Origin of the sequence: Bradyrhizobium sp. LCT2, from assembly GCF_009931255.1 — a bacterium.
Lineage (GTDB): Bacteria > Pseudomonadota > Alphaproteobacteria > Rhizobiales > Xanthobacteraceae > Bradyrhizobium > Bradyrhizobium diazoefficiens.
Window position 1 is genome coordinate 6,712,138 of the sequence record NZ_CP034432.1, and the last position, 13,592, is coordinate 6,725,729.

Below are 13,592 nucleotides of genomic sequence, written 5' to 3' on the forward strand. Positions count from 1 at the left end.
GAGCTCGGCGTAGGTCGACCAAATCGACTCGCGGAGACTCCCCCTCACCCGGAATTCGCGCTTCGCGCAAATTCCGCCCTCTCCCCGCAAGCGTGGAGAGGCGAAAAAGAAGCTAGATCAGCTTCCGCTGCGCGAGGTTCTTCATCAGCGCACCGATGCCAAACGTCCACGGCTCGCACTCGTCGCTGGTGCGCATGCGGTTGACCAGCTTGCCGAGCTGGGGCGCGGCGATGGTGACGATGTCGTCGCGCTTGTGGGTGAAGCCCTGCCCCGGCGCATCGCGGTCCTTGACCGGCGCGAACATGGTGCCGAGGAACAGCACGAAGCCGTCAGGGTATTGATGGACCTTGCCGATGGTCTGTTCGACAAGGTCGGTCGGATCGCGGCTGATCTTGCTGATCGAGGAATGGCCGTCGAGCACGAAACCGTCGGTCCCCTTCACGTTCAGGCTGATGTCGAGCTTGCGCGCGTCGTCGAGCGTGAAGGTGTCGTCGAACAGGCGCAGCAGCGGGCCGATCGCGCAGGAGGCGTTGTTGTCCTTGGCTTTCGAGAGCAAGAGCGCCGAGCGTCCTTCGAAGTCGCGCAAATTGACGTCGTTGCCGAGCGAACCGCCGACGATCTTGCCGCGGCTCGAGACGAACAGCACGAGCTCCGGCTCGGGGTTGTTCCAGGTGGACTTCGGATGCAGGCCGGCGTCCATGCCGGTGCCGACCGAGGACAGGGTCGGTGCCTTGGTGAAGACCTCGGCATCGGGACCGATGCCGACCTCGAGGTACTGGCTCCAGGCGTTCTGATCGATCAGCACCTGCTTCAGGTGCATCGCCTGGTCGGAGCCCGGCTTGAGCTTTGACAGATCGTCGCCGATCAGCCGCGTCACCTCTTTCCGGATCGCTTCGGCCGAGGCCGGATTGCCCTTGGCGCGCTCCTCGATGACGCGCTCCAGCATCGAGATCGCGAAGGTGACGCCGGCCGCCTTCAGGGTCTGGAGATCGACCGGCGCGAGCAGCCACGGCTTCCTGGGGTCACGTCCATCGGGGGCCGTATTGGCCACGATGGCGTCGAGATCGCCGATGCGCTCACCCCCGGTCGCGGCGAGCGCCTTGGCCGGATTGTCCTCTTCGCAAAGCGCGCTGACGGTCGGAAATTTGGCGGTGACGTCGAAGACACCGTCGCCGCGCACGGCGACCACGGCCGGACCGTTCGCCTGCGGCAGCCAGACGCGGCCGACCAGCGTCCCCTTCGTTCCATCTTCGGGGAGAAGGTCTTTAACGGACAGTGTCGTCATGGCCGGCGTCCTCGCTGTTTTTCGGACCGGCCGCGTTCGAACGGCAGGCCGATCCCATTGGCGAAGACCAATAAACGTCTGGCAGGGGAAGTCCAGACCGGCAGCGAAGAGCCGCTATGCCCCTGCGCGCGCCTCTATGCGCCTGCGCGCGCTTTGCGGGCCGCGATCTGCTGGAGTGCCCAGCGTGCGTTCTTGCGGACATCAGGGTCGGCATCGTCGGCGATGACGGCGAGGAACGCCTCGCCGTCGGGATGGGCGATCTCGCCGAGCGCGGCGGCCGCCTCCTTCCGCAAATTGGCCTGGTCATGGTTGATGCAATTGCCGATCGGGCGCACCGCGCGCTCGATCTTCATCCTGCCGAGGCTGCGGATCGCCTTCAGCCGCACCTGCCAGAATTCGTCGCCAAGCGAAGCCACGAGCTGGTCTGCGGCGAGCGAGCCGTTGACGTTGAGGCCTAGCGTTTCGGCCGCCATCTCGCGCACCATCCAATCGCTGTCCTTCAGCGCGCGTGTGATCGTCTCGGCGGCCGGCTTCATCTGCGAGAACGCCAGCGCACTCACGGCGGCGCGGCGCACATGCGCATCAGGGTCGTTGATCAGCGCGGTCAGCGCCGGGATGGATTCTTCCAGCTTGAGGAAGCCGATCACGCCGATCGCCTGCACGCGTACGGCGGCGTCCGTGTCCTGGAGCGCTTCCAGCGCCGGCTTCAGCGTGTCCTTGCAGCGCAATTCCTTCAGCGCGCGCAGCGCGCCCATGCGGACGAAGGCGTGGGCGTGCTTGACCAGCGGCAGGATGATTCCGGCACAGGCCGGATCCTTGAACTCGGCCATGCTGTCGGCAGCGGCCGACGCCACGATTCTCTCAGGGTCGACCAGCAGCTTGACCAGCGCGCTCGCGGCCTCCGGCCCGTCGAACTCGCCGAGCGCCATCGCGACCTGCTGGCGTACGCCGGCATCGGGATCTGCGACCATGTTGGCGAGATGCGCAACCGCCGCCGGATCGCCGGAATGACCGAGCGCGATGATGGCGACGCGGCGCTCCGCGGGATCGGCGGCCTGAAGCCGCTCGTCGGCGTCTTCGAGGTCGTCATAGGATTCGAACGGGCTCGACATGATCACCTCAGCAGATAGGGAATGTTGACGGTGACGGCGCCGGTCGGGCAATCGGCTTCGCAGGGCATGCAGTACCAGCACTCGTCATAGGCCATGTAGGCCTTGTTGGTCATCTCGCTGATGCGGAGCACGTCGAGCGGGCAGACGTCGACGCAGACGGTGCAGCCCTTGTCGGCGATGCATTTGGCGTCGTCGACGACCACCGGAACCGATGTCTGATAGGACGCGAGAGGCATTTTATGTCTCCTGTTGCTATGGTCTGGTGGATCAGGCGGAGGCGCGGATGCGCTGCTTGTCGTAGAGGTCCTTCTCGTCGTCGGCGATCGGCACGACGTAGGGCTCCACCGCGCGCTTCTCGCTGGTCATCTTGCCGTCCTGCTTGCTCAGCAGCGTGTGGCAGAACCAGTTCTCGTTGTCCTTCTCCGGGAAATCGGTGCGCCAGTGATAGAGACCCCAGCGGCTCTCCTCGCGATACAGCGAGGCGTGCACCGCCATGTCGGCGCAGTCCATGATCGACTGCACCTCTAGGGCGCGGAGCAATTCGTGGGCGTTGCGCGCGATCATGTGCTCCTGCATGTCCTGCCGCGTCTCGGCGAGGCGGCGCATGCCGAGCTCGTACTTGCGCGTCACCTTTGGCGGCTGGAGATAGTCGTTGACGAGGCGGCGGGTCTTGTACTCGACCTGGTTCGGCGGAATGCCGTCCTCCCGCCTGGTCGGCGCCATCACGCGGTCGCGCTCCAGCGCGACATCGGCGGCGTCGAACTCCGCAAAGTCGTGGCTGTCGGCGAACTCCATCGCGTCGATGCCGGCGACCGAGCCGTTGGTGAAGGCGCCGAGCATGTAGTTGTGCGGCACGCTCGCCATGTCGCCGGCGGCGTAGAGGCCGGGCACGGTGGTGCGGGCATTGTCGTCGACGAACACGCCGGAGGCGCTGTGGCCGGAGCAGAAGCCGATCTCGGAGATGTGCATCTCGATCGATTCGCTGCGGTAGTCGACGCCGCGTCCCTGCTGGAACAGGCCGCGCGTCGGACGCTCGACCTTGTGCAGCGTGGATTCGATCTCCGAGATGGTGTCGGGGTGAAGATGCTTGAGCTGGAGGAACACCGGCCCCTTGCCGGACAAGAGCTCATTGTAGAACTCCAGCATCATCTGGCCGGACCAGTAGTCGCATTCGATGAAACGCGAGCCTTCGTTGTTGGCGGTGAAGGCGCCGAAGGGACCGGCGACATAGGCGCAGGCCGGGCCGTTATAGTCCTTGATCAGCGGATTGATCTGGTAGCATTCGAGGTTCGCGAGCGCCGCGCCGGCGTGATAGGCCATGGAGTAGCCGTCGCCGGAATTGGCGGCGTTCTCATAGGTGCCGAACATGTAGCCGGAGGTCGGAAGGCCAAGGCGGCCGGCGGCGCCCATGCACAGGATCACCGCCTTGGCCTTGATCACCAGCATCTCGGCCGTTCGCGTGTTGACGGAGATCGCGCCGGCGATGCGGCCATCAGACGATTTGAGCAACCGCGTCGCCATGTAGCGGTTGGAGATCAGGATGCGGGCACGGCGGAGCTGACGGTACAGCGCCTTCTTCACGGTCTCGCCGTTCGGCATCGGCAGCACATAGGTGCCGATGTGATGCACCTTCTTGACGGCGTAGTCGCCGTTCTCGTTCTTCAGGAAGCGGATGCCGAAACTGTCGAGCTCTTCTATGATCTTGTAGCAGTTCTGCGCGTATTTATAGACCGCCTTCTGGTCGACGATGCCGTCATTGGCGATGGTGATTTCCTTGGTGTACTGCTCGGGCGTCGCGTAACCGGGGATGACCGCGTTGTTGAGCCCGTCCATGCCCATGGAGATCGCGCCGGAGCGCTTGACGTTCGCCTTCTCGAGCAGGACGACATTGGCCTTCGGATTCTTCAGCTTCGCCTTGAGCGCCGCCATCGGGCCGGCCGTGCCTCCGCCGATGACCAGCACATCGCAGGAAACCTCCGAAAGTCCGTCGACGATCTGATCTAGTGCCATCGCTTGCTCCTGGTTCGCCGATAGCCGGCGCCTTTGCATCAGATTTGTTCAGGCGACGTTCCGGCGATAGCAATTAGTTGTCGCCGGGCCGCGATTTGCGCCTCAGCGCTCGACAAAGGCCTTTTCGATCACGAAATGGCCGGGCTGGCTGTGATTGCCCTCGACAAAGCCGCGCGCCGAAAACATCGCAGGGAGTTCCTCCAGCATCGCCGGGCTGCCGCACAGCATGATGCGGTCGGTCTCGATATCGAGGCCCGGCAGCCCGATGTCGTCGAACAGCTGGTTCGAGGCGATCAGATCGGTGATGCGGCCGCGGTTCCTGAATGGCTCGCGGGTCACGGTCGGGTAGTAGACCAGCTTGTCGCGGATCAGGGGACCGAAGAACTCGTGGCTGCGCAGGCCTTCGACGAGGTGCTCGCCATAGGCGAGCTCGGAGACCTGGCGGCAGCCATGGGCGAGCACGATGGTCTCGTAATTCTCGTAGACATCGGGATCCTTGATCAGGCTGGCGAACGGCGCGAGTCCCGTGCCGGTCGAGAGCAGCAGCAGGCGTTTCCCCGGAATGAGGTTGCCGGTGATCAGCGTGCCCGTCGCCTTGCGGCCGACCAGGATGATGTCGCCTTCCCGGATCTTCTGGAGGCGCGAGGTCAGCGGGCCGTCCTGAACCTTGATCGAGAAGAACTCGAGCGCCTCCTCGTGGTTGGCGCTCGCCATGCTGTAAGCCCGCATCAGCGGCTTGCCCTCGACCTCGAGGCCGATCATGGCGAACTGGCCGTTCTGGAAGCGGAAGCCCGGATCGCGGGTCGCGGTGAAGCTGAACAGGGACTCGGTCCAGTGGCGGACCGACAACACCGTTTCCCTCTGAAATGCGCTCATGGTCTCTCCTTGGCCATCGACGACGCCCAAGGTTTCGGAGCGAGGAGGGTCCGGCAATTCGTAAGTGAAATTTCCGGTCGATTAGTTTCACATTTCGCAGGCGGTGACTGAAGAGAAGGCAGCGAAGGGCAGGCGAGCGCACGCGCGCTGGCAATTAGTTGCTATCGCAGTGGCGTCACAACGACGTAGAGAGGAGTCGGAGGTTCGTCATGACCATGACTTTGGTGGCACCGACCGTAGCCGACTACGAAGCCAGCGCCGATCTCGCCGCGCTCCTCGTCCGCACCACGCAGGACGATGCGTTGAGCCTGCCCGCCGAACAGCTTCGCCTCTCCTGCAAGTGCGCCCATTGCACCCGCGCCCGCTTCGACGGCCGCTTCCCCGACCGCTTTCCGGGCATCGCCATCACCGAGATCGGCGATCTCGGCTATGGGCTGAACATCTCATTTTCGGATGGGCACAACCGGGGGATTTACCCCAAGCCGTATCTGCTGAGCCTGGCGGGGCGCTAACCCATCGATGTCGTCCTGGCGAAAGCCAGGACCCATTACCCCAAGAGCAAGTTGCAAAAGCGGGCTGTGGCAACATGGCCGCGCAACAACGCACACGTGTGGTAATGGGTCCTGGATCAGCGCTCCGCTTCGCTCGCTTGTCCAGGACGACGATGTTGGTGAGGCACGCTAGCCAAGCCACAAATTCCGCTGTCATTCACCGCGAAGGCGGGGAATCCAGTACGCCGCGGCCTCTCGATAACCCATTGACGCCTCTGGAATACTGGATCGCCCGGTCAAGCCGGGCGATGACAGCGGAGTGAATCTGGCACGGACATTGCTCCTCATTAGAACGACTTGAACGTTCCGGAGGCAGGTGATGTTGCAGGCGGCCAATGTGGTTCGCGGGGCTGTTCCCCCAGCAGTCCGGCCTGCCGGAAGCTCCTCGCTGCTGCTCACCGAGAACCAGCAATGGATCGGCGGACCGCCGGCGCTGATGGACAAGCTGACGCCGCGCGAGCGGGAGCTGGTGCTGAAGCAGGGGCGCCGCAAGGTGCTCAACCGCGGCCAGACGCTGTTCAGCCAGGGCGGCAAGCATGACGGCATCTGGCTGATCGAGAGCGGCCGCATCCGCGTGTTCTACACCTCCCCGCTCGGACGTGAGATCACGCTGGCCTATTGGCATGTCGGCAATTTCGTCGGCGGGCCGGAGGTGTTCGAAGGCACCGTGCATCAATGGTCCGGCGTCGCATCCAGCAATTGCAGCGTGGTGCACCTTCCCGGAAAGGAACTGCGGTCCCTTGCCGCAGAGATCCCGAACCTTGCGATCGGCCTGATCGAAGGCCTCACCTTCAAGGGCAAATGCTATTCCGCGCTGGCGCAGATGCTGGGAACGCGCTCGATCACCCAGCGCCTTGCGCATCTCCTGCTGCATCTCGTCGAGCTCTACGGCGTCGAGGATGCGGACGGCCGGGTGATCGCAGCCGCCTTCACCCATGCCGACATCGCCCACATGGTCGGCGCCACCCGGCAATGGGTCACGATCAGCCTGAAGCGCATGCAGGAGAAGGGAATCGTCGTGACCAAACGCTCGCAGATCGTGGTGTGCCGCACCGACGTGCTGGAAGAGATGCGCGGCCAAGCGTCCGATTAAGGAAGCCTGCGGCCAGGGCCGGTGCACAGGCAAGCGGCTTTATAGTGCAGGACTGCCCAAGGAGTATGCAATCAGCTTTTCCCGGCAACTAATCGACTGCGGCGCTCATTCCGGATTTGCCCTGTCCAGGCCCTCACCCAATCATGGCAACCACAGCACATCCAACCGAATGAGGATGAGAATGGTCCGCCATCTTCCCACGCTCTCGATCGCGATGTCGGTGACGTCGCTGGCGCTGATCCTCGCGCAGCCGGCCTCGGCGGAAACCGTGACGCTCGGCATCGGAACGCAGGACACCACGACCAACACGGTGACCGCCGGCGTCGTGATCCGCCAGCTTCATCTCCTCGAACAATATCTGCCGAAGGAAGGCAAATACGCCAACATCAAGTTCGAGCTGGAGTGGCAGAACTTCACCTCCGGCCCGCCCGTCACCAACGCGATGATGGCGAACAAGCTGCAGATCGGCATGATGGGCGACTATCCGCTGATCGTGAACGGCTTCACCTTCGAGAGCAATCCGGAGAGCAAGAGCCGCCTGATCGGCATCGCCGCCTACAGCCTGTCCGGCTCCGGCAACGGCCTCGTCGTCCACAAGGACTCGCCCTACTACGATCTCGCCGATCTCAAGGGCAAGCTGGTCAGCGTGCCGTTCGGCTCCGCCGCGCACGGCATGGTGCTCAAGGCGATGCAGGACCGCGGCTACACATCCGACTTCTTCCAGCTCGTCAGCCAGAGCCCGGAGGTCGGCTCGACCAATCTCCAGGAAAAGAAGATCGACGCGCATGCCGACTTCGTCCCCTTCGCCGAGCTGCTGCCGTTCCGCGGCTTCGCGCGAAAGATCTTCGACGGCGTCGAGACCAATCTGCCGACTTTCCACGGCATCGTGGTCCGCACCGACTTCGCGGAAAAATATCCCGAGGTCGTCGTCGCCTACTTCAAGGCGCTGATCGCCGCCAACCAGTGGCTACGCGACGATCCCAAGCTTGCCGCCGAAAAGATCCAGGAGTGGACCGGGATCAACAAGGAGGTCGTCTATATCTTCCTCGGCCCCAGCGGCAACATGACCACAGACCCGACGATCAAGCCGGCGCTGATCGATGCCGCCACGACCGACGTCAAGGTGCTGCAGAACCTCGGCCGCATGAAGGAGTTCGATCCGAAGAAATGGGTCGACGACAGCTACATCCGCAAGGCCTATGCCGAGATGAAGCTCGACTATGACGCGCAGCTTGCGAGCACCAAGAACTACGAAATCACGGGCGAAGACAGCTTCTGCAAGAAGCCGATCACCGATCCGCGCAAGGCCGGCGAGGTCTGGGTGGATGAAGCCGGCATCCTGCCGTTCGCGTCCGCGGCCTGCACGTTAGGCGCCTATGCCGACTTCAAGGCCAAGGGCAAGAAGATCAACGTGGCCTACGTCTTCGACACCACCCGCGGCATCAAGCTGTTCGCCGACCAGGCCTTCTTCGCGGTCGGCAATGGCGACGTCGCGCCGTTCCTGCTGAAGAAGGATGCCGAAGCCCATGCGGCCAAGATCGGCGGCAAGGTGCTCGGCTTCGACGATGCGGTGAAGGCAGCGGTCGGCGGAGGCAAGACGTGAGCAGTCCCGCCCTCGTCAGACAGTCCGAGGACAGCATGCCGGCAACAACTGCAATGGCTGAGGCGGGCCCCATGCCCGCCGTCACGCCGCCCCAGACACCGCACTCCTTCGGCACGCTCGCGCTGCGCTGGTATCGCCTGAACCAGGGCCGGCTGCGCGCGACCGCGATCGGCATCGCCTCGCTGATCGCGTTCCTGCTGGTCTGGCACCTGCTCACGACCTACCGCGTCGTGTTCTTCGTGCGCTTCACCAACGTGCCCTCGCCGCTCGCGGTCTATGCCAGCTTCACCAAGGCGATCCACGATCCCAAGTTCCTGATGCACATCGTGCTCAGCTGCCGGCGCATCTTCATCGGCTTCTCGCTCGCGGCCATCGTCGGCGTGCCGCTCGGCCTGATCATGGGCCGCTTCAAGCTGGTGCATGAAATCATCTTCCCGGTCGCCGAGGTGCTGCGGCCGATCCCGGCGATCGCCTGGGTGCCGATGGCGATCATGCTGTGGCCGACCAACGAGCAGAGCATCGTCTTCATCACCTTCCTCGGCTCGTTCTTTCCGATCCTGGTCAACACGCTGCACGGCATGTCGCTGGTCGATCCCGTTCTGGTGCGCGCCGCGCAGTGCCTCGGCGCGCGCGAACGCTCGATCTTCCGCGAGGTGTATTTCCCGGCCTCGCTGCCGCACATCTTCACCGGCCTCACCGTCGGCATGGGCGTCGCCTGGGTGTCGCTGATCGCCGCCGAGATGATCTCGGGCCAATACGGCATCGGCTACTTCACCTGGGAGGCCTATTCGCTGGTCCAGTATGCCGACATCGCGCTCGGCATGATCGCGATCGGCGTGCTCGGCCTCGGATCGAGCCTGCTGATCAGGGGCGCGGGACAATTGGTGATGCCGTGGAGGTCGACATGACCGAGATGCTCGCGAACCCGTCGAAGGGCCATATCGAAGTCCGGAACTTCTCGCTCAGCTATGACAGTATCGAGGGACCGGTTCAGGCCGTTACCGATACGCAGATCCATGTGAAGCCCGGCGAGTTCGTCTCGATCGTCGGTCCCTCGGGCTGCGGAAAGTCGACGCTGCTCAACGCGGTCGCGGGATTCCTCAAGCCCACCACAGGAATCGTCACCGTCGACGGCGAGCGCGTCAACGGCCCCAGCGCCGAGCGCGGCATGGTGTTCCAGCAATATTCGCTGTTTCCCTGGAAGACGGTGCGGGAGAATGTCGAGTTCGGCCTGAAGATGCGCGGCATGGCGCGCTCCCAGCGCGAGCGCGCCGCGCGCACGCTGCTGGGACTTGCCGGGCTAGAGGCCTTCGAGAAGCATTATCCGGAAAAGCTCTCCGGCGGCATGAAGCAGCGCGTCGGCATCGTCCGCGCGCTCGCGACGGGACCGAAGGTGCTGCTGCTGGACGAGCCGTTCGGCGCGCTCGACGCGCAGACCCGCGTCATCATGCAGCAGATCCTCACCAATATGTGGCAGCGGCTGAAGATCTCGGTGCTGTTCGTCACCCACGACATCGACGAGGCGATCTTCCTGTCCGACCGCGTCTACTGCATGACCGCCCGCCCCGGCTCGATCAAGGCGGAGATTCCGATCCCGCTGGAGCGGCCGCGGCAGCAAGCGATGATGATGTCGTCGGAGTTTTTGGGCCTGCGCCGCGGGCTGATGTCGCTGATCCGCGAGGAAAGCCTGAAGGCGATGGGCGGCGAGATCACCGACATGGGCATGCAGGGGCTGAACATCGAGCTGCACGGGCATTCGCTGGCGGATGTGATTTGACTTAACCTCGCCCCGTTTGCGGGCCTCGTAGGGTGGGCAAAGCGAAGCGTGCCCACCATCTTCATCATGAATGTGGATACATGGTGGGCACGGCGCCTTCGCGCCTTTGCCCACCCTACGGCAGTTCGTTCTAATCACTTGAACCAATGCACCAGCGCGATGCTGATGCCGAGCAGCAGCATCAGCGACAGCGTCACCGCAGCCGTCACCCGTCCGCCGACATTGGCGAGCACGCGGACGTCGACGCCGAGGCCCAGCGCCGCCATCGACACCACCGTCAAAAAGCTGGTGATCTTGGTCACCGGTCCGACCACCGTGCTAGGGACGATCTCCAGCGAGCGCAGCGTCGCCAGCGCGAGGAAGCCGAGGATGAACCACGGGACCAGGCGGAAGAAGCCGACATTGGTCTTCTTGGCGTCGCTCTGCCAACGCGAGGCGACCAGCGACAGGCCGACGACGACCGGTCCGAGCATCAGCACACGCATCAATTTCACCAGCGTGCCGATCTGCGTCGAGACGAGGCCGGCCGGCACCGTCGCCGCGAGCACCTGCGGCACCGCGTAGACGGTGAGGCCCGCGAGAATCCCGTATTGCGTGGCGGAGAGTTGCAGCAGCGGGATCAGCAGCGGCAGGCCGAGCACCATCATGACGCCGAGGATCGCCGTGAAGGAGATCGAGGACGCGATCTCGTCGTTGTTGGCGCCGATGATCGGCGCCACGGCCGCGATCGCCGAATTGCCGCAGATAGAGTTGCCGCAGGCGATCAGGATCGACAGCCGGGTCGACAGGCCGAGCAGCCGGCTGAGGCCGAAGGAGACGCAGAGCGCGATGACGACGACCGCGGCGATCGATGCGAGCAGCGCGATGCCCGAGGCGGCGATGGCCGCGAAGCTGATCGAGGCTCCGAGCAGCATGACTGCGACTTCAAGCAGCTGTTTTGCGCTGAAGGCGATGCCGGCCTGCCAGCGCGGCGCGGGCTTCCAGAAGCTGCGCAAGGCCATGCCTAGCAGGATCGCCATCACCAGCGCCTCGACATAGGGATGCTCGAACACGCCCAGTTCCGCCCGCTCCAGCAGGGCGGAGATGCCGGCGACGGCAATGCAGAGGAGGATGCCCGGAATCAGCGCCGCAATGCGGCTTATGGCGGTGGCCGGCTTGGCATCGGCCGGGCTGGATGCTTGATTCTGCGACACAAATCTCTCCCAGAGGAGAAAGATTTATACGCAGCACGATCCAATTGGGAAATAAGTTTTCGACATATCAGGGCCGAGGGAAGTTCTGTCCTCGACCCGGAATAAACCGGCTCAGAAGATCAGGTTTTTGGCCAGCGAGGCGACGCGGCTGAAGCCGTCATAGATGCCCGGCTCAAAGAAGGCCGCGCGCGCCAGCACGATGCCCGCGACCAGCGACCAGAACAGCGTGGTTCCGGCCCGCAACAGGAGCTTCGAGGCGCGCGACCTGGGCTGGGTGTCGGTTGCGGACACCAGCTGCTCGCCGAAGGGTTCAAATCGAGTGCGTTCCATAGCTCGCGCCAATCCATCAAATTCTGAACGGAATGTCGTCGTTTCGGCCCCAAACGGCAATGGAAGCGATTGGCGTTTTTGCGCCTCGACGGGGAAACTCCTTCCGTCGGACGCCCCCGGGACAACAGTTTTCTTCTTCCGGCCTATTTGGACACCGGCGCCCAGGCTATAGGGCCAGATAACGCCGCCGGATCGCCTCGTTGGCCTTCAGCTCGTCGATTCCGGCGGCATAGACGATCTGGCCCTTGTCGATCACCGTGGCATGGCTCGCCAGGCCAAGGCAGAAATGCATGTTCTGCTCGGCGATCAGCACGGTCGAGCCGAGCTGGCGGAGCTGGCGCAAGAGCTCGCCGATCCGCTGCACGATGATCGGCGCGAGGCCCTCGCTGGGCTCATCGAGCAGCAACAGCGCCGGGTTGCCCATCAGCGTGCGCGCAATCGCCAGCATCTGCTGCTCACCGCCCGACAGGCGTCCGGCGATGCGATGGCGCAGCGGCTCCAGCAGCGGGAAGACTTCATAGATGCGCTTGATCGGCCACTCGTCCTGGCCTTCCGGCCCCTTCTTGCGACCGATGACGAGATTGTCCTCGACCGTGTGTTCCGGAAAGATCTGGCGGTCCTCCGGCACGAAGCCGAGCCCGGCGCGGGCGATATGGTGCGGCTTCCGGCCTGATATCACCGCGCCGCGCAGGCTGACCCTGCCCCGCCGCGGCGGTGCCAGGCCCATGATCGCCTTCATCGTCGTCGACTTGCCGGCGCCATTGCGGCCGAGCAGCGCCATGGTCTCGCCCTGCCGCACGGAAAGCCCGACGCCGAACAGGATCTGGCTGGTGCCGTAATAGACGTCGAGATCGGCGACTTCGATGATGGCTGCGCTCATTCGGCCGCTCCCGCATGTTCGGTGCCGAGATAGGCTTCGATCACCGCGCTGTTGTTGCGGATCTCGTCCGGCGTGCCGGTGGCGAGGATGCGGCCATAGCAAAGCACGACGATCTTCGGCGCGATCTTGAACACGATGTCCATGTCGTGCTCGATGAAGACGACGGTGATCTTTTGCGTCTCCCAGAGCTCGCGCACCTTGTCGATCATGCGCCAGCGCTCCTCCGGGCCCATGCCAGCGGTCGGCTCGTCCAGCAGCAGCACCTTTGGTTCGAGCACGAGCGCCAGCGCGATGTCGAGCAGCTTCTGATCGCCATGCGACAGCGTCGCCGCGGTGCGGTTGCGCTTGCCGGACAGGCCTAACAGCTCCATCACATGCTCGGCGCGATCGCGCGTCTCGGGCAAGGGAAAGCGCTTGTGCAGCACTGCGGAAGTGCGCTGATCGGCGCTGACCGCGGCGAGCATGGTTTCCTGCACCGTCAGCGATTTGAAGATGCTGGCGACCTGGAAAGCGCGGCCGATGCCGTGGCGCACGATCTCCGGCGGCGAACGCCCGGCGAGATCGACGCCGTCGAGCAGGACCTCGCCGGAATCCGGCCTCAAGGCGCCGGTGATCAGGTTGAAGAAGGTGCTCTTGCCGGCGCCGTTCGGGCCGATCACGGCGGTGAGCGAGCCATCGGGGAAGTCGAGCGTCACGTCGTTGGTCGCCTTCACGCCGCCAAAGGACTTTGCGAGGTTGCGGATCTCGAGCATCGCTAGCGCCCCTCGCCTGTCTCGCGCCGTTGTCTGGCATTGTCATTCCGGGATGGTCCGTCAGGACCAGACCCGGAATCTCGAAGTTCCGGGTTCGCACTTCGTGCGCCCCGGAATGACTGCCCGATGG

The 13,592-nt window shown here is 64.1% G+C and carries 14 protein-coding genes; 5 read left to right on the forward strand and 9 right to left on the reverse strand.

Going from position 1 to position 13,592, the window contains the following annotated elements:
• Positions 1-112 precede the first annotated feature (112 nt).
• The 5 genes from EI171_RS32010 to EI171_RS32030 form a co-directional block, all read right to left on the reverse strand.
• Complete coding sequence (locus tag EI171_RS32010; protein WP_161535699.1) at positions 113-1,285, reverse strand: fumarylacetoacetate hydrolase family protein; 1,173 nt, start codon at positions 1,283-1,285, stop codon at positions 113-115.
• 134 nt (positions 1,286-1,419) lie between these two features.
• A complete protein-coding gene (locus EI171_RS32015) occupies positions 1,420-2,397 on the reverse strand; it encodes a HEAT repeat domain-containing protein (protein WP_161535700.1) in 978 nt (325 codons plus the stop codon).
• Positions 2,398-2,399: 2 nt separating this feature from the next.
• Complete coding sequence (locus tag EI171_RS32020) at positions 2,400-2,633, reverse strand: ferredoxin family protein (protein ID WP_011085981.1); 234 nt, start codon at positions 2,631-2,633, stop codon at positions 2,400-2,402.
• 31 nt (positions 2,634-2,664) lie between these two features.
• Complete coding sequence (locus EI171_RS32025) at positions 2,665-4,407, reverse strand: fumarate reductase/succinate dehydrogenase flavoprotein subunit (RefSeq protein ID WP_161535701.1); 1,743 nt, start codon at positions 4,405-4,407, stop codon at positions 2,665-2,667.
• A gap of 102 nt (positions 4,408-4,509) precedes the next feature.
• On the reverse strand, positions 4,510-5,283 hold the full coding sequence (locus EI171_RS32030) for a ferredoxin--NADP reductase (RefSeq protein ID WP_028172180.1): 774 nt from the start codon (positions 5,281-5,283) through the stop codon (positions 4,510-4,512).
• 215 nt (positions 5,284-5,498) lie between these two features.
• Between EI171_RS32030 and EI171_RS32035 the strand changes: the two genes are divergently transcribed.
• The 5 genes from EI171_RS32035 (at position 5,499) to EI171_RS32055 (ending at position 10,307) form a co-directional block, all read left to right on the forward strand.
• Complete coding sequence (locus EI171_RS32035; RefSeq protein WP_028172181.1) at positions 5,499-5,795, forward strand: gamma-butyrobetaine hydroxylase-like domain-containing protein; 297 nt, start codon at positions 5,499-5,501, stop codon at positions 5,793-5,795.
• 358 nt (positions 5,796-6,153) lie between these two features.
• Positions 6,154-6,927, forward strand: a complete 774-nt coding sequence (locus tag EI171_RS32040) for a Crp/Fnr family transcriptional regulator (protein WP_186363047.1) — start codon at positions 6,154-6,156, stop codon at positions 6,925-6,927.
• 181 nt (positions 6,928-7,108) lie between these two features.
• Complete coding sequence (locus EI171_RS32045; RefSeq protein WP_161535702.1) at positions 7,109-8,530, forward strand: ABC transporter substrate-binding protein; 1,422 nt, start codon at positions 7,109-7,111, stop codon at positions 8,528-8,530.
• Positions 8,527-9,438 (forward strand): ABC transporter permease, encoded by a 912-nt coding sequence (locus EI171_RS32050; RefSeq protein WP_082756356.1) that lies wholly within the window; start codon positions 8,527-8,529, stop codon positions 9,436-9,438. The genes EI171_RS32045 and EI171_RS32050 overlap by 4 nt, the downstream gene beginning before the upstream one ends.
• Positions 9,435-10,307, forward strand: coding sequence for an ABC transporter ATP-binding protein (locus tag EI171_RS32055; RefSeq protein ID WP_161535703.1), 873 nt, complete (start codon positions 9,435-9,437; stop codon positions 10,305-10,307). The genes EI171_RS32050 and EI171_RS32055 overlap by 4 nt, the downstream gene beginning before the upstream one ends.
• A gap of 134 nt (positions 10,308-10,441) precedes the next feature.
• Here EI171_RS32055 and EI171_RS32060 read toward each other — a convergent pair whose 3' ends face one another.
• The 4 genes from EI171_RS32060 to EI171_RS32075 form a co-directional block, all read right to left on the reverse strand.
• On the reverse strand, positions 10,442-11,500 hold the full coding sequence (locus EI171_RS32060; protein ID WP_161535704.1) for a YeiH family protein: 1,059 nt from the start codon (positions 11,498-11,500) through the stop codon (positions 10,442-10,444).
• Between the two features lie 111 nt (positions 11,501-11,611).
• Positions 11,612-11,791 carry a hypothetical protein gene (locus EI171_RS32065; protein WP_246740314.1) on the reverse strand — a complete coding sequence of 60 codons (180 nt, stop codon included), beginning with the start codon at positions 11,789-11,791 and terminating at the stop codon, positions 11,612-11,614.
• A 205-nt stretch (positions 11,792-11,996) separates the two neighbouring features.
• On the reverse strand, positions 11,997-12,710 hold the full coding sequence (locus EI171_RS32070) for an ABC transporter ATP-binding protein (RefSeq protein ID WP_011085971.1): 714 nt from the start codon (positions 12,708-12,710) through the stop codon (positions 11,997-11,999).
• Complete coding sequence (locus EI171_RS32075; protein WP_028172187.1) at positions 12,707-13,462, reverse strand: ABC transporter ATP-binding protein; 756 nt, start codon at positions 13,460-13,462, stop codon at positions 12,707-12,709. Before EI171_RS32075 ends, EI171_RS32070 begins: the two co-directional genes overlap by 4 nt.
• Positions 13,463-13,592 lie beyond the last annotated feature (130 nt).

Excerpts from the sequence above, each read along its gene's own strand:
- EI171_RS32025 (WP_161535701.1), bottom strand. The coding sequence starts at position 4,407 with ATGGCACTAGATCAGATCGTCGACGGACTTTCGGAGGTTTCCTGCGAT.
- EI171_RS32020 (WP_011085981.1), bottom strand. The coding sequence starts at position 2,633 with ATGCCTCTCGCGTCCTATCAGACATCGGTTCCGGTGGTCGTCGACGAC.
- EI171_RS32030 (WP_028172180.1), bottom strand. The coding sequence starts at position 5,283 with ATGAGCGCATTTCAGAGGGAAACGGTGTTGTCGGTCCGCCACTGGACC.
- EI171_RS32010 (WP_161535699.1), bottom strand. The coding sequence starts at position 1,285 with ATGACGACACTGTCCGTTAAAGACCTTCTCCCCGAAGATGGAACGAAG.
- EI171_RS32040 (WP_186363047.1), top strand. The coding sequence starts at position 6,154 with ATGTTGCAGGCGGCCAATGTGGTTCGCGGGGCTGTTCCCCCAGCAGTC.
- EI171_RS32045 (WP_161535702.1), top strand. The coding sequence starts at position 7,109 with ATGGTCCGCCATCTTCCCACGCTCTCGATCGCGATGTCGGTGACGTCG.
- EI171_RS32075 (WP_028172187.1), bottom strand. The coding sequence starts at position 13,462 with ATGCTCGAGATCCGCAACCTCGCAAAGTCCTTTGGCGGCGTGAAGGCG.
- EI171_RS32070 (WP_011085971.1), bottom strand. The coding sequence starts at position 12,710 with ATGAGCGCAGCCATCATCGAAGTCGCCGATCTCGACGTCTATTACGGC.
- EI171_RS32055 (WP_161535703.1), top strand. The coding sequence starts at position 9,435 with ATGACCGAGATGCTCGCGAACCCGTCGAAGGGCCATATCGAAGTCCGG.
- EI171_RS32035 (WP_028172181.1), top strand. The coding sequence starts at position 5,499 with ATGACTTTGGTGGCACCGACCGTAGCCGACTACGAAGCCAGCGCCGAT.
- EI171_RS32015 (WP_161535700.1), bottom strand. The coding sequence starts at position 2,397 with ATGTCGAGCCCGTTCGAATCCTATGACGACCTCGAAGACGCCGACGAG.